General features: G+C 62.8%; 13 protein-coding genes and 1 tRNA gene. 13 read left to right on the top strand and 1 reads right to left on the bottom strand.

Going from position 1 to position 18479, the window contains the following annotated elements:
- Positions 1–114: 114 nt before the first annotated feature.
- The 7 genes from CF68_RS06490 to rplL all read left to right on the top strand — a co-directional run bounded on the left by CF68_RS06490 (position 115) and on the right by rplL (position 3898).
- Positions 115–190: transfer RNA gene (locus CF68_RS06490), tRNA-Trp, on the top strand.
- A 59-nt stretch (positions 191–249) separates the two neighbouring features.
- Positions 250–630, top strand: coding sequence for a preprotein translocase subunit SecE (secE, locus tag CF68_RS06485; protein WP_010810469.1), 381 nt, complete (start codon positions 250–252; stop codon positions 628–630).
- Positions 631–640: 10 nt separating this feature from the next.
- A complete protein-coding gene (gene nusG, locus CF68_RS06480) occupies positions 641–1222 on the top strand; it encodes a transcription termination/antitermination protein NusG (RefSeq protein ID WP_010810468.1) in 582 nt (193 codons plus the stop codon).
- A gap of 159 nt (positions 1223–1381) precedes the next feature.
- Positions 1382–1813: a 50S ribosomal protein L11 gene (gene rplK / locus CF68_RS06475; RefSeq protein ID WP_010810467.1), complete on the top strand. Its 432-nt coding sequence runs from the start codon at positions 1382–1384 to the stop codon at positions 1811–1813.
- Positions 1814–2509, top strand: coding sequence for a 50S ribosomal protein L1 (rplA, locus tag CF68_RS06470; protein WP_013958262.1), 696 nt, complete (start codon positions 1814–1816; stop codon positions 2507–2509).
- Between the two features lie 423 nt (positions 2510–2932).
- Entirely contained in the window at positions 2933–3454 is a 522-nt protein-coding gene (gene rplJ, locus CF68_RS06465) for a 50S ribosomal protein L10 (protein WP_035816858.1), read from the top strand.
- 69 nt (positions 3455–3523) lie between these two features.
- Positions 3524–3898, top strand: a complete 375-nt coding sequence (gene rplL / locus CF68_RS06460; protein WP_010810464.1) for a 50S ribosomal protein L7/L12 — start codon at positions 3524–3526, stop codon at positions 3896–3898.
- A gap of 158 nt (positions 3899–4056) precedes the next feature.
- On the opposite strand, the gene CF68_RS37635 is transcribed toward rplL, so the two are convergent.
- A complete protein-coding gene (locus CF68_RS37635) occupies positions 4057–4437 on the bottom strand; it encodes a hypothetical protein (RefSeq protein WP_200872529.1) in 381 nt (126 codons plus the stop codon).
- On the opposite strand from CF68_RS37635, the gene rpoB reads away from it, so the two are divergent.
- The 6 genes from rpoB to fusA all read left to right on the top strand — a co-directional run bounded on the left by rpoB (position 4318) and on the right by fusA (position 18479).
- On the top strand, positions 4318–8424 hold the full coding sequence (gene rpoB, locus CF68_RS06455; protein ID WP_013958260.1) for a DNA-directed RNA polymerase subunit beta: 4107 nt from the start codon (positions 4318–4320) through the stop codon (positions 8422–8424). The two genes, CF68_RS37635 and rpoB, sit on opposite strands and share 120 nt — an antisense overlap.
- 125 nt (positions 8425–8549) lie before the next feature.
- The gene (gene rpoC, locus CF68_RS06450) at positions 8550–12797 is read left to right on the top strand and encodes a DNA-directed RNA polymerase subunit beta' (RefSeq protein ID WP_013958259.1); all 4248 of its coding nucleotides are present in this window, start codon (positions 8550–8552) and stop codon (positions 12795–12797) included.
- Between the two features lie 185 nt (positions 12798–12982).
- On the top strand, positions 12983–14830 hold the full coding sequence (gene recQ, locus CF68_RS06445) for a DNA helicase RecQ (RefSeq protein WP_035816856.1): 1848 nt from the start codon (positions 12983–12985) through the stop codon (positions 14828–14830).
- Positions 14831–15179: 349 nt separating this feature from the next.
- Positions 15180–15557, top strand: coding sequence for a 30S ribosomal protein S12 (gene rpsL, locus CF68_RS06440; protein WP_010810460.1), 378 nt, complete (start codon positions 15180–15182; stop codon positions 15555–15557).
- 225 nt (positions 15558–15782) lie between these two features.
- A complete protein-coding gene (gene rpsG, locus CF68_RS06435; RefSeq protein ID WP_010810459.1) occupies positions 15783–16253 on the top strand; it encodes a 30S ribosomal protein S7 in 471 nt (156 codons plus the stop codon).
- 117 nt (positions 16254–16370) lie between these two features.
- Positions 16371–18479: an elongation factor G gene (fusA, locus tag CF68_RS06430; protein WP_010810458.1), complete on the top strand. Its 2109-nt coding sequence runs from the start codon at positions 16371–16373 to the stop codon at positions 18477–18479.

The following is an 18479-nucleotide window of genomic DNA, read 5'->3' as shown; positions in this document are numbered from 1 at the left end:
GCCGGCGTCGTGGCCAAGATCCTCGACTAAGTTGTTTGATAGCGAACGCGGCACCAACCGGCCGCGTTCGTTGCCAGAAGGGGTTGGCGCCAGCGCCGGCCCCACAGTTGTTTTAGGGGTATAGCTCAACTGGCAGAGCGTCGGTCTCCAAAACCGAAGGTTGGGGGTTCGATTCCCTCTGCCCCTGCCAAATCAATCAGCCGCGTCGCGAAGAGCAATCGTGACGCGGCTTAGTCTCGTTTGCGAAACATGGCCAATCCCAATGTTGAAACCGTGAACGCCAGCAGCGGCAAGTGGATGCTTGGCGTGGCGGTGCTGCTGGTGGTTGCGGGCGTCATCGGTTTCTATGCACTGGCACAGCAACCGTCTTATGTACGTGGCGCCGCACTGTTCGGTGGTATTGCACTGGGTATCGTAGTTGCGCTGGTGTCGGCACCAGGCAAGGACTTTATCGGGTTCGCCAAGGAATCGTATCGGGAAGTTCGCAAGGTCGTCTGGCCGACGCGCAAGGAAGCCGGACAAATGACGGGGCTGGTCTTCGTCTTTGTCGTCATCATGGCGCTGTTCCTGTGGTCGGCTGACAAGCTCATCGAGTGGGTCGTCTTCTCGCTCGTGCTGGGCTGGAAATAAGAGGTAGCACATGACGGATAACGCTCAGCAGGAAACCACCGCGCCGGAATCGCCTTCGTCGAAGAAGCGCTGGTATGTCGTGCATGCCTACTCCGGCATGGAGAAGAGCGTGCAGCGCGCGCTGCAGGAGCGCATCGAACGCGCCGAGATGCAGGACAAGTTTGGCCGCATCCTGGTGCCGTCCGAAGAAGTCGTGGAAATCAAGGGTGGCCACAAGTCGGTCACCGAGCGTCGTTTCTTCCCCGGCTACGTGCTGGTGGAAATGGAAATGACCGACGAGACCTGGCACCTGGTGAAGAACACCAGCAAGGTCACCGGTTTCGTGGGCGGCGCCCGCAACCGCCCGAGCCCGATCTCGCAGCGCGAAGTCGACAAGATCATGACCCAGATGCAGGAAGGGGTCGAGAAGCCGCGTCCCAAGACGCTGTTCGAAGTGGGCGAAATGGTGCGCGTCAAGGACGGCCCGTTCACCGATTTCAACGGCAACGTGGAAGAAGTGAACTACGAGAAATCGCGCCTGCGCGTCTCGGTCACGATCTTCGGGCGTGCCACGCCGGTCGAGCTCGAGTTCGGCCAGGTCGAGAAGGTTTAAGGAATTTGCCGGCTGCGGCCTGAAAGGGCGGCAACTGGCAACGGCGACGCCCCGGTGGCGGCGCCAAGAGGAGCGTGAGGCCGTGCCGATGGTGCGGCGACAGCGCGTTACGACTCAACAGGATCGCATCCCGAAAGAGCGATCCGGATTGGAGTAAAGATGGCCAAGAAGATCATTGGCTTTATCAAGCTGCAGATTCCGGCTGGTAAGGCAAATCCCTCCCCGCCCGTTGGTCCCGCTCTGGGTCAGCGTGGTCTGAACATCATGGAGTTCTGCAAGGCGTTCAACGCCCAGACCCAGGGTATGGAACCCGGTCTGCCGGTGCCGGTGGTGATTACCGCCTTCGCCGACAAGAGCTTCACCTTCGTGATGAAGTCGCCCCCGGCGACCGTGCTGATCAAGAAGGCAGCCGGCATCACCAAGGGTTCGCCGAAGCCCCACACCGACAAGGTTGGCAAGATCACCCGCGCCCAGGCTGAAGAAATCGCCAAGGCCAAGAACGCTGACCTGACCGCCGCCGACCTGGACGCCGCCGTGCGTACCATCGCCGGTTCGGCTCGTTCGATGGGCATCACCGTGGAGGGTCTGTAAATGGCTAAGGTTTCCAAGCGCGTCGCCGCCAACAAGGCGAAGATCGAGCGTACCAAGTTCTACCCGATCGACGAGGCCCTGGGCCTGGTGAAGGGCTGCGCCTCGGCGAAGTTCGACGAGTCGATCGACGTGGCCGTGCAGCTGGGCATTGACGCCAAGAAGTCGGACCAGGTGGTTCGTGGTTCGGTGGTGCTGCCCGCAGGTACCGGCAAGTCGGTTCGCGTGGCCGTGTTCGCCCAGGGCGAGAAGGCCGAAGCCGCCAAGGCAGCTGGTGCTGACATCGTCGGCATGGAAGACTTGGCTGAGCAAGTCAAGGCCGGCAACCTGAACTTCGACGTCGTGATCGCTTCGCCGGACACGATGCGTATCGTCGGTACGCTGGGCCAGATCCTGGGCCCGCGCGGCCTGATGCCGAACCCGAAGGTCGGTACCGTGACGCCCGACGTGGCCCAGGCTGTGAAGAACGCCAAGGCTGGTCAGGTGCAGTTCCGTGTCGACAAGGCCGGTATCATCCACGCCACCATCGGCCGCCGCTCGTTCGAAGACGCAGCGCTGAAGAGCAACCTGTCCGCACTGCTGGAAGCCCTGGTCAAGTCCAAGCCGGCTACGAGCAAGGGCGTGTACCTGCGCAAGATCGCCGTCTCGTCCACCATGGGCGTTGGCGTGCGCGTGGAACAAGCTTCGCTGTCGGCCTGAGCTGACGGCATGGGCTGACCGGACCCGATAACACCGGTCGGCCGCGAATTGAAGATCCTGGCGTAAGCGGGGATCGGCTCCGGACCTGGTTCTGCCAAGCGGCGGGACAAGGATAGGGAGCAAGGCTTTGGGCAGTGGCGGCAGCCGGACACATGGTGTTCAGGCAGTTGCCGCTGGTTATCAAAGACCGCTGGTGTCCACATGACCGCAGTCAGGCATGCGGGCTTAATCGGCCGGGACGTACAAGCAGGGCCAGGTGCCGTGCATGACCAACCCCGGGCAACCAGCGCAGATGGCGCACCCGAAGGGATTGATGAATCCGGGCCTGTCCCGGGTGATTCGGGCCAATCGGACGCCGTTCGTTTGTGCTGACGTGAAGACTCCGGTATTGCCGGAGGGCTAGCGTCATTTTGGAGCTTAACCGTGCCACTCAATATTGAAGATAAGAAGGCCGTCGTTGCTGAGGTTTCGGCGCAAGTCGCCAAGGCCCAGACCATCGTCGTGGCCGAATATCGCGGCATTACGGTTGGCGATCTGACCAAGCTGCGTTCCGCCGCTCGTCAGCAGGGCGTGTACCTGCGTGTTCTGAAGAACACGCTGGCCCGCCGTGCCGTCGAAGGTACGCCGTTTGCAAGCCTCGCAGAGCAGATGACCGGTCCGCTGATCTACGGTATTTCCGAAGATGCAGTGTCGTCGGCCAAGGTTCTGAACGACTTCGCCAAGACCAACGACAAGCTGGTCCTGCGCGCCGGGTCGTATGACGGCAAGGTTCTCGACGCTGCCGCCGTGAAGGCGCTGGCATCGATCCCGAGCCGCGACGAACTGATTGCTCAGCTGCTGGGCGTGATGCAGGCACCGGTGTCGGGCTTCGCCCGTCTGCTGGCTGCACTGGCTGCCAAGAACGCCGAAGGCGCTCCCGCGGAAGCGGAAGCCGCTGGCGCCTAAGGCAATCCAGGCCTCGCATCGAAAGATCGCATTACCGATACCGAATCAAATCTAGTAGGAGTATTTCAAATGGCAATCACCAAAGACGACATCCTGGAAGCCGTTGGCGCGATGTCCGTGATGGAACTGAACGACCTGGTCAAGGCGTTTGAAGAGAAGTTTGGCGTGTCCGCCGCTGCCATGGCCGTGGCTGCTGCCCCGGGCGCCGGCGGTGCCGCCGCTGCTGAAGAGCAGACCGAGTTCAACGTGATCCTGGCCGAAGTCGGCGCCAACAAGGTTGGCGTGATTAAGGCTGTTCGCGAAATCACCGGCCTGGGCCTGAAGGAAGCCAAGGACCTGGTCGATGGCGCACCGAAGCCTGTCAAGGAAGGCGTGGACAAGGCTGCTGCTGCCGAAGCCAAGAAAAAGCTGGAAGACGCTGGCGCGAAGGTCGACGTCAAGTAAGGCATTGCTCGCGTGCCCTTCCGGCACGCGGATGGGGCTGGCAAAGGGAAATTCCCGGCGCCAGCCTTTTTGCGCTTGTGCGAAAGTGTTTTGAGAAGCACTCTTCGCAACAGAAAGTGATGTTTGCGAGTCCCGGTGCCCTTGGGCATGCCGGAGTCTCAGCAGAGGCCAAACATCAGTGGCACACTAAGTGGTTGCTGCTGATGTTTGTCTTCTGAACCGACTGCAGAAGACAAGTTTGGTCGGGTGTCCCCCGGGCGAGTACAGGCGTTGCGCTTGATGCGACGACCACACCGCCCGCAGCGTGCGGACACCGTCAGCCAGAGGTTGGTAGCGGCCAACCGCCAAATCCCCTCCCAGTCGCTGAACACCTCAGGTCCGGCCAGGTCCAGCCAGCCCTGCGATGATTCGGAGATCCCATGGCGTACAGCTTCACCGAAAAGAAGCGCATTCGCAAAAGCTTTGCGAAGCGCGCGACGGTACATCAGGTTCCATTCCTGCTTGCCACTCAGATTGAATCCTACACTCAGTTCTTGCAAGCGGAAACGCCGACCGCGCGTCGCAAGACCGAAGGCCTCCAGGCCGCTTTCAATGCAATCTTCCCGATCTCCTCGCATAACGGGCTTGCCCGTATGGAGTTCGTCTCGTATCACCTGTCCAACCCGCCGTTCGACGTCAAGGAATGTCAACAGCGTGGCCTGACCTTCCACTCGGCGCTGCGCGCCAAGGTTCGCCTGATCATCAACGATCGCGAGAATCCTGGCAAGGTCAAGGAAGTGAAGGAGCAGGAAGTCTACATGGGCGAAATCCCGCTGATGACTTCCACGGGTTCGTTCGTCATCAACGGCACCGAGCGTGTCATCGTCTCGCAGCTGCACCGCTCACCGGGCGTGTTCTTCGAGCACGACAAGGGCAAGACCCACAGCTCGGGCAAGCTGCTGTTCTCGGCACGTATCATCCCCTACCGCGGTTCGTGGCTGGACTTCGAGTTCGACCCGAAGGACATCCTGTACTTCCGCGTCGACCGCCGCCGCAAGATGCCGGTGACGATCCTGCTGAAGTCGATCGGCCTGACCCCGGAACAGATCCTCGCGCACTTCTTCGTGTTCGACAACTTCACGCTGCAGGCCGAAGGCGCGCAGCTGGAGTTCGTGCCCGAGCGCCTGCGCGGTGAAGTCGCGCGCTTCGACATCGCCGACAAGAACGGCCGCGTGGTGGTCGAGAAGGACAAGCGGATCAACGCCAAGCATATCCGCGACCTGGATTCGGCCGGCACCAAGCTGATCAGCGTGCCGGAAGACTACCTGCTGGGCCGCGTGCTGGCCAAGAACATCATCGACCCGGATACCGGCGAGGTGATTGCCAACGCCAACGACGAGCTGACCGAAACGCTGCTGGAAAACCTGCGCGAAGCCGGCGTCAAGCAGATCCAGACCCTGTACACCAACGATCTGGACCAGGGCCCGTACATGTCGCAGACCCTGCGCGTGGACGAGACCGCCGACCAGACCGCTGCGCGTATCGCGATCTACCGCATGATGCGCCCGGGCGAGCCGCCGACCGAAGAAGCCGTGGAAGCGCTGTTCCAGCGCCTGTTCTACAGCGAAGAGTCGTATGACCTGTCGCGCGTTGGCCGCATGAAGGTCAACAGCCGCCTGGGCCGCCCCACCGGCGAAGGCGCCATGGTGCTGCAGGACGAGGACATCCTCGAGACCATCAAGATCCTGGTCAACTTGCGCAACGGCAAGGGCGAGGTCGATGACATCGATCACCTGGGCAACCGTCGCGTGCGTTGCGTCGGCGAGCTGGCCGAAAACCAGTTCCGCGCCGGCCTGTCGCGCGTGGAGCGTGCCGTCAAGGAACGTCTGGGCCAGGCCGAGACCGAGAACCTGATGCCGCACGACCTGATCAACTCGAAGCCGATCTCGTCGGCGATCCGCGAGTTCTTCGGTTCGTCGCAGCTGTCGCAGTTCATGGACCAGACCAACCCGCTGTCCGAGATCACGCACAAGCGCCGTGTCTCCGCACTGGGCCCGGGCGGTCTGACGCGCGAGCGCGCCGGCTTTGAAGTCCGTGACGTGCACCCGACCCACTATGGCCGCGTGTGCCCGATCGAAACGCCGGAAGGTCCGAACATTGGTCTGATCAACTCGCTGGCACTGTATGCCCGCCTGAACGAATACGGCTTCCTGGAAACGCCGTACCGCAAGGTGGTCGACAGCAAGCTGACCGATCAGGTCGACTATCTGTCCGCGATCGAGGAAGGCAAGTACGTGGTGGCGCAGGCCAACGCGACGGTCGATGCCGAAGGCAACCTGACCGACGAACTGGTGTCGGCGCGTGAAGGCTCCGAGCGGGAAACCCGCATGGTGACGCCGGACCGCGTGCAGTACATCGACGTGGCGCCGTCGCAGATCGTGTCGGCCGCTGCCTCGCTGGTGCCGTTCCTGGAACACGATGACGCGAACCGTGCACTGATGGGCGCGAACATGCAGCGTCAAGCCGTGCCTTGCCTGCGTCCGGACAAGCCGCTGGTCGGCACCGGCATCGAGCGTACCGTTGCGGTCGACTCGGGCACCGCGGTGCAGGCGATGCGTGGCGGCGTGGTCGACTACGTCGACGCGATGCGTATCGTGATCCGCGTGAACGACGACGAAGCCGTGGCCGGTGAAGTCGGCGTGGACATCTACAACCTGATCAAGTACACGCGCTCGAACCAGAACACCAACATCAACCAGCGTCCGATGGTCAAGGTTGGCGATATCGTTGCCCGCAACGATGTGATCGCCGACGGCGCCTCGACCGACCTGGGCGAGCTGGCCCTGGGCCAGAACATGCTGGTGGCGTTCATGCCGTGGAACGGCTACAACTTCGAGGATTCGATCCTGATCTCGGAGCGTGTGGTGGCCGAAGACCGCTATACCTCGATCCACATCGAGGAACTGTCGGTCGTTGCCCGCGACACCAAGCTGGGACCGGAAGAAATCACGCGCGATATCTCGAACCTGGCCGAAGCCCAGCTGGCTCGCCTGGACGAGTCGGGCATCACCTACATCGGCGCTGAAGTCGAAGCCGGCGACGTGCTGGTGGGCAAGGTCACGCCGAAGGGCGAGACCCAGCTGACCCCGGAAGAGAAGCTGCTGCGCGCGATCTTCGGCGAGAAGGCTTCGGACGTGAAGGACACCTCGCTGCGCGTGCCGTCGGGCATGAGCGGCATCGTGATCGACGTCCAGGTCTTCACCCGCGAAGGCGTGACGCGCGACAAGCGTGCCCAGTCGATCATCGACGACGAACTGAAGCGCTACCGCCTGGACCTGAACGACCAGCTGCGTATCGTGGAAGGCGACGCGTTCCAGCGTCTGGAGCGCCTGCTCATCGACAAGACCGTCAATGGCGGTCCGAAGAAGCTGGCCAAGGGTGCCAAGATCACCAAGGAATACCTGGCGGACATCGACAGGTACCACTGGTTCGACATCCGTCCGGCCGACGAGGAACTGGCTGCCCAGCTGGAAGCCGTCAAGGAAGCCATCGAGCAGAAGCGCCACGAGTTCGACCTGGCCTTCGAAGAGAAGCGCAAGAAGCTCACGCAGGGCGACGAACTGCCGCCGGGCGTGATCAAGATGGTCAAGGTGTACCTGGCCGTCAAGCGCCGCCTGCAGCCTGGCGACAAGATGGCCGGCCGTCACGGTAACAAGGGTGTCGTGTCCAAGATCACCCCGATCGAAGACATGCCCTACATGGCCGACGGTACGCCTGCCGACATCGTGCTGAATCCGCTGGGCGTGCCTTCGCGGATGAACGTGGGTCAGATTCTCGAGACCCACCTGGGCTGGGCCGCGCGCGGTCTGGGCGAGCGCATCGGCAACATGCTGAAGGCGCAAGCCAAGGCAGCCGAAGTGCGCAAGCTGCTCACGCAGATCTACAACGAGAGCGGCAAGGTCGAAGACCTCGACAGCCTGTCGGATTCGGAAGTCCTGGAACTGGCCGAGAACCTGAAGAAGGGCGTGCCGTTCGCGACGCCGGTGTTCGATGGTGCGCATGAGGACGAAATCCGCCGTATGCTGGACCTCGCCTATCCGGAAGAGATCGCGAAGGAGAAGGGCCTGACCGCTTCCAAGCAGCAGGTCACGCTGTTCGACGGCCGCACCGGCGAAGCGTTCGAGCGTCCGGTCACGCTGGGTGTGATGCACATGCTGAAGCTGCACCACCTGGTCGACGACAAGATGCACGCGCGCTCCACCGGTCCGTACTCGCTGGTGACGCAGCAGCCGCTGGGTGGTAAAGCCCAGTTCGGTGGCCAGCGTTTCGGTGAGATGGAAGTGTGGGCACTGGAAGCCTACGGCGCGTCGTACGTGCTGCAGGAAATGCTGACGGTCAAGTCCGATGACGTGAACGGCCGTACCAAGGTGTACGAGAACATCGTCAAGGGCGAGCACTCGATCGATGCCGGCATGCCGGAATCGTTCAACGTGCTGGTGAAGGAAATCCGCTCGCTGGGTATCGACATCGACCTCGATCGCTACTGATCGGGCAGGTGAGGGGAGCCGGTTGCGGCCGGCTCCCTGTCGACACTACAGGCGAAGGATTTCCCACAGGATGAATGCCATCGACCCGGACCAACTCCGGGGCGGTGGCGAAACAAGGAGTTGCAATGAAAGCATTGCTCGATCTCTTTAAGCAGGTACAGCAGGAAGAGCAGTTCGACGCGATCAAGATCGGCCTGGCCTCGCCCGAGAAGATCCGTTCGTGGTCGTACGGCGAAGTCAAGAAGCCGGAAACGATCAACTACCGTACCTTCAAGCCGGAACGCGACGGCCTGTTCTGCGCCAAGATCTTTGGCCCGATCAAGGACTACGAGTGCCTGTGCGGCAAGTACAAGCGCCTGAAGCACCGTGGCGTGATCTGCGAGAAGTGCGGCGTTGAAGTGACGCTGGCCAAGGTGCGCCGCGAGCGCATGGGCCACATCGAACTGGCCGCGCCGACCGCGCACATCTGGTTCCTGAAGTCGCTGCCGTCGCGCCTGGGCATGGTCCTGGACATGACGCTGCGCGACATCGAGCGCGTGCTGTACTTCGAAGCATTCGTGGTGATCGAACCCGGCATGACCCCGCTCAAGAAGAGCCAGATCATGTCCGAAGACGACTACCTGGCGAAGTGCGACGAGTACGGCGAGGGCGAGTTCGTCGCCATGATGGGTGCCGAGGGCATCCGTGAGCTGCTGCGCGGCATCGACATCGAGAAGCAGATCGAACAGATCCGCGCCGAGCTGCAGGCCACCGGTTCCGAAGCCAAGATCAAGAAGTTCGCCAAGCGCCTGAAGGTGCTCGAGGCCTTCCAGCGTTCGGGCATCAAGCCCGAGTGGATGATCCTCGAAGTGCTGCCGGTGCTGCCGCCCGAACTGCGCCCGCTGGTGCCGCTGGATGGTGGCCGCTTCGCGACCTCGGACCTGAACGACCTGTATCGCCGCGTCATCAACCGTAACAACCGCCTCAAGCGCCTGCTGGAGCTGAAGGCGCCTGAAATCATCGTGCGCAACGAAAAGCGCATGCTGCAGGAAGCGGTTGACTCGCTGCTGGACAACGGCCGTCGCGGCAAGGCGATGACCGGCGCCAACAAGCGTCCGCTGAAGTCCCTGGCCGAAATGATCAAGGGCAAGGGCGGCCGTTTCCGTCAGAACCTGCTGGGCAAGCGCGTCGACTACTCGGGCCGTTCGGTCATCGTGGTGGGCCCGACGCTCAAGCTGCACCAGTGCGGCCTGCCCAAGCTGATGGCGCTCGAGCTGTTCAAGCCGTTCATCTTCCACAAGCTGGAAACGATGGGCATCGCCACCACCATCAAGGCGGCGAAGAAGGAAGTCGAAAGCCAGACCCCGGTGGTGTGGGACATCCTCGAAGAGGTGATCCGCGAGCACCCGGTGATGCTGAACCGTGCGCCGACGCTGCACCGCCTGGGTATCCAGGCGTTCGAGCCGGTGCTGATCGAAGGCAAGGCCATCCAGCTGCACCCGCTGGTCTGCGCGGCGTTCAACGCCGACTTCGACGGTGACCAGATGGCTGTCCACGTGCCGCTGTCGCTGGAAGCTCAGATGGAAGCCCGCACCCTGATGCTGGCCTCCAACAACGTGCTGTTCCCGGCCAACGGCGACCCGTCGATCGTGCCGTCGCAAGACGTGGTGCTGGGTCTGTACTACACGACCCGCGACAAGATCAACGGCCGCGGCGAGGGCATGACCTTTGCCGACATCAGCGAAGTGATCCGCGCCTACGAGAACAAGGAAGTCGAACTGGCTTCCCGCGTGAACGTGCGTATCACCGAGTATGAACTGGTCGACAAGGACGCCGAGGGCGACGCCCGTTTCGCACCCAAGATCACGCTGCAGGCCACCACGGTCGGCCGCGCGATCCTGTCCGAGATCCTGCCCAAGGGGCTGCCGTTCTCGGTGCTGAACAAGCCGCTCAAGAAGAAGGAAATCTCGCGCCTGATCAACACCGCGTTCCGCAAGTGCGGCCTGCGCGAGACCGTGATCTTCGCCGACAAGCTGCTGCAGTCGGGCTTCCGCCTGGCAACCCGTGCCGGTATCTCGATCGCCATCGACGATATGCTGGTGCCGCCGCAGAAGGAAAAGATCATCGCCGAGGCCTCGGCCAAGGTGAAGGAATACGACAAGCAGTACATGTCGGGTCTGGTGACCGACCAGGAACGCTACAACAACGTCGTGGACATCTGGGGCGCCGCCGGCGACCAGGTGGGCAAGGCGATGATGGAGCAGCTCCAGCACGAAGACGTGGTCGACCGCGAAGGCAAGACCGTGAAGCAAGAGTCGTTCAACTCCATCTACATGATGGCTGACTCGGGCGCACGGGGTTCCGCCGCGCAGATCCGCCAGCTGGCCGGTATGCGTGGCCTGATGGCAAAGCCGGACGGCTCGATCATTGAAACGCCGATTACGGCGAACTTCCGTGAAGGCCTGAACGTTCTGCAGTACTTCATCTCGACCCACGGCGCACGTAAGGGCCTGGCCGATACGGCACTGAAGACCGCGAACTCGGGTTACCTGACCCGTCGTCTGGTCGACGTGACGCAGGATCTGGTCGTGGTGGAAGACGATTGCGGCACCTCCAACGGCGTGGCCATGAAGGCCCTGGTCGAAGGCGGTGAAGTGATCGAAGCGCTGCGCGACCGTATCCTCGGCCGTGTCACCGTGGCCGACGTGGTCAACCCTGAAACCCAGGAAACCGCGATCGAAGCCGGCACGCTGCTGGACGAAGACCTGGTCGAGCTGATCGACAACATCGGCGTGGACGAAGTCAAGGTCCGCACCCCGCTGTCGTGCGACACGCGCTACGGCCTGTGCGGCAAGTGCTATGGCCGCGACCTGGGCCGCGGCGTGCTGGTGAACTCGGGCGAAGCGGTTGGCGTGATTGCCGCCCAGTCGATCGGTGAGCCGGGCACGCAGCTGACCATGCGTACGTTCCACATTGGTGGTGCGGCATCGCGTGCGGCGGTGGCATCGAGCGTGGAAGCCAAGGCAACCGGTACCGTGCGTTTCACGGCGACCATGCGTTACGTCACCAACGCGAAGGGCGAACTGATCGTCATCTCGCGTTCGGGCGAGGCGCTGATCACCGACGACCACGGCCGCGAGCGCGAGCGCCACAAGATCCCGTACGGCGCCACGCTGCTGGTGCAGGACGGCCAGGCCATCAAGGCTGGCACGCAGCTGGCCACGTGGGACGCGCTGACTCGCCCGATCGTTTCGGAATACACCGGTACGACCAAGTTCGAGAACGTCGAAGAAGGCGTGACCGTCGCCAAGCAGATGGACGAAGTGACGGGCCTGTCGACCCTGGTGGTGATCGATGCCAAGCGCCGCACGGCTGCAACCAAGGGCATCCGCCCGCAGGTGAAGCTGCTCGACGCCAGCGGCCAGGAAGTGAAGATCCCGGGCACGGACCACTCCGTGACCATCGGCTTCCAGGTCGGCGCGCTGATTACCGTGAAGGACGGCCAGCAGGTGCACGTGGGTGAAGTGCTCGCGCGTATCCCGACCGAATCGCAGAAGACCCGCGACATTACCGGTGGTCTGCCGCGAGTGGCTGAGCTGTTCGAAGCGCGTTCGCCGAAGGACGCCGCCGTGCTGGCGGAAGTCACCGGCACGACCTCGTTCGGCAAGGACACCAAGGGCAAGCAGCGCCTGGTCATTACCGACCTGGACGGCAATGCCCACGAGTTCCTGATCGCGAAGGAAAAGCAGGTTCTGGTGCACGACGGCCAGGTGGTGAACAAGGGCGAAATGATCGTGGAAGGTCCGGCGGACCCGCACGACATCCTGCGCCTGAAGGGCATCGAAGAGCTGGCGCACTACATCGTGGACGAAGTCCAGGACGTGTACCGTCTGCAGGGCGTGAAGATCAACGACAAGCACATCGAAGTGATTGTTCGTCAGATGCTGCGCCGCGTGCAGATCGCCGACGTGGGCGACACCAAGTTCATCCCGGGTGAACAGGTGGAGCGTTCGGAACTGCTCGACGAGAACGACCGCGTGATCGCCGAAGGCAAGCGTCCGGCCACGTACGAGAACCTGCTGCTCGGTATCACCAAGGCGTCGCTGTCGACCGACAGCTTCATCTCGGCGGCATCGTTCCAGGAAACCACGCGCGTGCTGACCGAAGCCGCGATCATGGGCAAGACCGACGACCTGCGTGGTCTGAAGGAAAACGTGATCGTCGGCCGTCTGATCCCGGCCGGTACCGGCCTGGCCTACCACCGTGCCCGCAAGGCGCGCGAGGCCTCCGAGCGCGAACGCGCCCAGGCGATCGCCGAAGAAGAGCAGTCGCTCTTCATCGAGCCGGCGCCGGTGGTGCAGGCGACGACCGAAGGCGAAGGCGACAACGTCTGATCGCAGTAAGCTGTTTGCCGCCGCAAGGCGGCCCGAAAGCCCGGCTGATCCAGCCGGGCTTTTTTTATTTCCGCTCGCAGCCGGCTCTGTCGTGAGAAAGTTCGGACTGTTAGCCCGGCGGGCACGGAAGCGGGCCCCTTAGTGGTATGGTTACGGCTTTTCCGGCTTCAGCAATTCCGTTGTCTATGTCGCACGCGCTGGCGATCCTCAAAGATGTATTCGGCTACCACGCCTTCCGTGGGCGCCAGGCCGAGATCATCGACCACGTTGCGACGGGCGGCGACTGCCTGGTGCTGATGCCGACCGGCGGCGGCAAGTCGCTGTGCTACCAGATCCCGGCGCTGCTGCGCCAGCGTGCCGGCGACGGAGTCGGCATCGTGGTGTCGCCGCTGATCGCGCTGATGCAGGACCAGGTCGCGGCACTGACTGAAGCAGGCGTACGCGCCGCAGTGCTTAATTCGACGCTGACCGGGGCCGAAGCCTCGGCGGTCGAGCGCGACCTTCTGGCCGGGCGCATCGAGATCCTCTACGTGGCGCCGGAGCGGCTGATGACGCCGCGCTTCCAGGACTTGCTCGAGCGCATTCGGGTCGGGCTGTTTGCCATCGACGAAGCGCACTGCGTGTCGCAGTGGGGCCACGATTTCCGCCCCGAGTACATCCAGTTGTCGGTGCTGCATGAGCGCTTCCCGTACGTGCCGCGCATCGCGCTGACGGCAACGGCCGACGCACTCACGCGCAACGAGATCATCGAGCGGCTGTCGCTGGACAACGCCCGCGTCTTCATCTCCAGCTTCGACCGGCCCAATATCCGCTACCGCATCGTCGAGAAGGACAATGCGCGCCAGCAGCTGCTGGCCTTCATCAAGGCCGAGCACACCGCGGCCGACGGCACCCATGACAGCGGCATCGTCTATTGCCTGTCGCGCAAGAAGGTGGAAGACACGGCGCAGTGGCTGAGCGGGCAGGGCATCAATGCGCTGGGCTACCACGCCGGCATGGATGCCCAGGTGCGCCAGCACCACCAGGCGCGCTTCCGCGAGGAAGAAGGGCTGGTGATGGTGGCGACGATCGCTTTCGGCATGGGCATCGACAAGCCCGACGTGCGCTTTGTCGCCCATCTGGACCTGCCCAAGAGCATGGAAGGCTACTACCAGGAAACCGGGCGCGCCGGCCGCGACGGCCTGCCGGCCAATGCCTGGATGGCCTACGGCCTGGGCGACGTGGTGCAGCAGAAGCGCATGATCGACGAGTCCGAGGCGGACGAGGCCTTCAAGCGCGTGTCGTCGTCCAAGCTCGATGCGCTGCTGGGGCTGTGCGAGACCGCGGGCTGCCGGCGCGTGCGCATCCTGGCCTATTTCAACGAGGCCAGCGAACCCTGCGGCAACTGCGATACCTGCCTGGAGCCGCCTGCCACCTGGGACGGCACGCGCGAGGCGCAGATGGCGCTGTCCTGCGTCTACCGCACCGCGCAGGCGAGTCGCGTGCACTTCGGCGCCACCCACCTGATCGACGTGCTGCGCGGCAACAGCTCGGAGAAGATCCGCCAGTGGGGGCATGACAAGGTGTCCACCTTCGGCATCGGCAAGGACCGCTCGGTGCATGAATGGCATACGGTGTTCCGCCAGCTGATCGCCCAGGGGCTGCTGACCATCGACCATGGCGGCCATGGCGCGCTGCTGCTGGGCGAGGACGCGCGCGCGGTGCTCAAGGGCGAGCGCCAGATCATCCTGCGCCGCCAGGCCACCAAGCCGGGCAAGTCCGGCGAGCGTGCCGCACGCGGCACCCGCACCGACCACACCGCGGACATGGATGCCGACATGCTGGCCAACTGGGAGGCGCTGCGCCGCTGGCGCACCGAGGCCGCGCGCGAGCACGGGGTGCCGGCCTATGTCATCTTCCACGATGCAACGCTGGCGGAATTGGCCCGCACCGCGCCGGGTTCACTGTCGGCGATGCAGGGCATTCCCGGAATTGGTGCCTCCAAGCTGGAGCGCTACGGGCAGTCCATCCTGGAAGCGCTCCGCAGGGTCTGATCGGGAGGGCAGTGTCACCGCATCCCGGAGCGGGTATACGGCTTGACGGTATACGATTCCCCTGCTAGGATGCCAGATTCGAGTTTTTGGCTTTGGATTTCGCTCGCCCGTCGGACAAGTGGCCTGTAGGCCGCTGCCGGCAAGCCTTCCGGACTGGGTTTCCATGGACCGGTGGCGGCAGACGCGGGATCCGGGTGCCGGCTCGCGCTCTTTGGCATGCTGTTACCGCACAGTCCCGTCTCCAGAGCGCGTCCGCTCATCTCTCCCGCCCAAAACCCGTAGTTGCCTCTCCATCCTGGCGCATGCCGGTGCGAGGGGCGTTTTTCGTCAAACCAAGCTGGATTGAACAATGCCAACTATCAACCAACTGGTTCGCAAGCCGCGCGTCTCTGAAGTCGTCAAGAGCAAGAGCCCGGCGCTTGAGAACTGCCCCCAGCGCCGTGGCGTGTGCACCCGCGTGTACACCACGACGCCGAAGAAGCCGAACTCGGCACTGCGTAAGGTTGCCAAGGTGCGCCTGACCAACGGTTTCGAAGTGATTTCGTACATCGGCGGTGAAGGCCACAACCTGCAGGAACACTCGGTCGTGCTGATCCGCGGCGGCCGTGTGAAGGATCTGCCGGGTGTGCGTTACCACATCGTCCGTGGCTCGCTCGACCTGCAAGGCGTGAAGGACCGCAAGCAGGCTCGTTCGAAGTACGGCGCGAAGCGTCCGAAGGCAGCCTAAGCTATAGCAGCCTGGGTCGGAAAGACCCGAAGCAACAAACGATAGCCTGTGGCGCGAGTCATGGTGCTGTCACCAGGCGGCGGTACAACGGAGCGCCTTTTTGGCAACCGTGCCGTCGAGTAAGTGGTCACCCGGCGAATTTGCTGTCTATCGCATGCAAGCTAGTTGGTGGCCGGAGAGCGGGAACAACTGACCGCGCTCTCAACTGAATCTAAAGGAAAGAAGATGCCACGTCGTCGTGAAGTCCCCAAGCGGGATGTTCTGCCTGATCCGAAGTTCGGCAACGTTGAAGTTGCCAAGTTTATGAACGTGCTGATGCTGGACGGCAAGAAGTCGGTTGCCGAACGTATCGTCTATGGCGCGTTCGACCAGATCGAAAAGAAGGCAGGCAAGGCCCCCATCGAAGTGTTCTCCGTTGCCATCAACAACGTGAAGCCGGTGGTGGAAGTGAAGAGCCGTCGCGTGGGCGGCGCCAACTATCAGGTTCCGGTCGAAGTCCGTCCGTCGCGTCGTCTGGCATTGGCGATGCGTTGGCTGCGCGAGGCCGCGAAGAAACGCAGCGAGAAGTCGATGGCGCTGCGCCTGGCAGGTGAGCTGCTGGAAGCATCGGAAGGCCGTGGCGGCGCAATGAAGAAGCGCGACGAAGTGCACCGCATGGCCGAAGCCAACAAGGCGTTCTCGCATTTCCGCTTCTAAGCGCGCGATAGCGTTTGTTGGTTGCCGGGCGGGCTGTGTTTTTACACATCTCGCCCGTTTGTGTTAGGGGCGCGGGCCATGAGATGCCGGCGCCTCACGGACAAATAGAGGATTAAAGTGGCTCGTAAGACTCCCATTGAGCGTTACCGTAATATCGGTATCTCGGCTCACATTGACGCGGGTAAAACCACCACGACCGAGCGGATCCTGTTCTACACCGGTGTGAACCACAAGATCGGTGAAGTGCACGATGGCGCGGCCACCATGGACTGGATGGAGCAGGAGCAGGAGCGTGGCATCACGATCACCTCCGCTGCTACCACCGCCTTCTGGAAGGGCATGGCTGGCAACTACCCCGAGCACCGCTTCAACATCATCGACACCCCGGGCCACGTGGACTTCACCATCGAGGTGGAGCGTTCCATGCGCGTGCTGGACGGCGCGTGCATGGTGTACTGCGCAGTGGGTGGCGTGCAGCCGCAGTCGGAAACCGTCTGGCGTCAGGCCAACAAGTACAAAGTGCCGCGTCTGGCCTTCGTCAACAAGATGGACCGTACCGGCGCGAACTTCTTCAAGGTCTACGACCAGCTGAAGACCCGCCTGAAGGCCAACCCGGTGCCCGTCGTGGTGCCGATCGGCGCTGAAGACGGCTTCCAGGGCGTCGTCGATCTGCTGGAAATGAAGGCGATCATTTGGGACGAAGCCAGCCAGGGCGTGAAGTTCGAATACCAGGACATCCCGGCTGAGCTGCAAGCCACCGCTGACGAATGGCGCGAGAAGATGGTCGAGTCCGCCGCCGAAGCCAGCGAAGAGCTGATGGAAAAGTACCTGGGCGGCGAAGAGCTGACCCGCGCCGAGATCGTCAAGGCATTGCGTGACCGTACCATCGCCTGCGAAATCCAGCCGATGCTGTGCGGCACCGCGTTCAAGAACAAGGGCGTGCAGCGTATGCTCGACGCCGTGATCGACTTCCTGCCGTCGCCGGTCGACATTCCGCCGGTTACGGGCACGGACGAGGACGACAGCGAGAAGAAGCTCGAGCGCAAGGCTGACGACAACGAAAAGTTCTCGGCACTGGCGTTCAAGATCATGACCGACCCGTTCGTTGGTCAGCTGATCTTCTTCCGCGTCTACTCGGGCAAGATCAATTCGGGCGACACGGTGTACAACCCGGTCAAGAGCAAGAAGGAACGCCTCGGCCGTATTCTGCAGATGCATGCCAACCAGCGCGAAGAAATCAAGGAAGTGCTGGCCGGCGACATCGCCGCTGCAGTGGGTCTGAAGGACGCCACCACGGGCGACACGCTGTGCGATCCGGCTGCACCGATCGTGCTCGAGCGCATGGTGTTCCCGGAGCCGGTGATCTCGCAGGCTGTCGAGCCGAAGACCAAGGCTGACCAGGAAAAGATGGGCATCGCCCTGAACCGCCTGGCCGCTGAAGATCCGTCGTTCCGCGTGCGTACCGATGAAGAATCGGGTCAGACCATCATTTCGGGCATGGGCGAGCTCCACCTCGAAATTCTGGTCGACCGCATGAAGCGCGAATTCGGCGTGGAAGCCAACATCGGCGCGCCGCAGGTGGCCTACCGCGAAACCATTCGCAAGACGGCCGAAGGCGTCGAGGGCAAGTTCGTCAAGCAGTCGGGCGGCCGCGGCCAGTACGGTCACGCTGTGATCACGCTGGAACCGCAAGAGCCGGGCAAGGGCTTCGAGTTCATCGACGCCATCAAGGGCGGTGTGATTCCTCGCGAATACATCCCGGCGGTCGAAAAGGGTATCGTCGACACGCTGCCGAACGGCATCCTGGCTGGCTTCCCGGTGGTGGACGTGAAGGTCACGCTGACGTTCGGTTCGTACCACGACGTGGACTCGAACGAAAACGCGTTCCGCATGGCCGGCTCGATGGCTTTCAAGGAAGCCATGCGCAAGGCCAGCCCGGTTCTGCTCGAGCCGATGATGGCCGTGGAAGTGGAAACGCCGGAAGACTACACGGGTACCGTGATGGGCGACCTGTCGTCCCGCCGCGGCATCGTGCAGGGCATGGACGACATGGTGGGCGGCGGCAAGATCATCAAGGCCGAAGTCCCGCTGTCGGAAATGTTCGGTTATTCCACGTCGCTGCGCTCGGCCACGCAAGGCCGCGCCACGTACACCATGGAATTCAAGCACTACGCTGAAGCACCGAAGAACATCGCCGAAGCCGTGATGTCGGCCAAGGGCAAGTAA

The sequence above is a fragment of the Cupriavidus sp. SK-4 genome (assembly GCF_000611125.1).
In the GTDB taxonomy this organism is placed as follows: domain Bacteria; phylum Pseudomonadota; class Gammaproteobacteria; order Burkholderiales; family Burkholderiaceae; genus Cupriavidus; species Cupriavidus necator.
The sequence above is the reverse complement of the archived record's forward strand: the minus strand, read 5'-3'. Positions and strand labels throughout refer to the sequence as shown.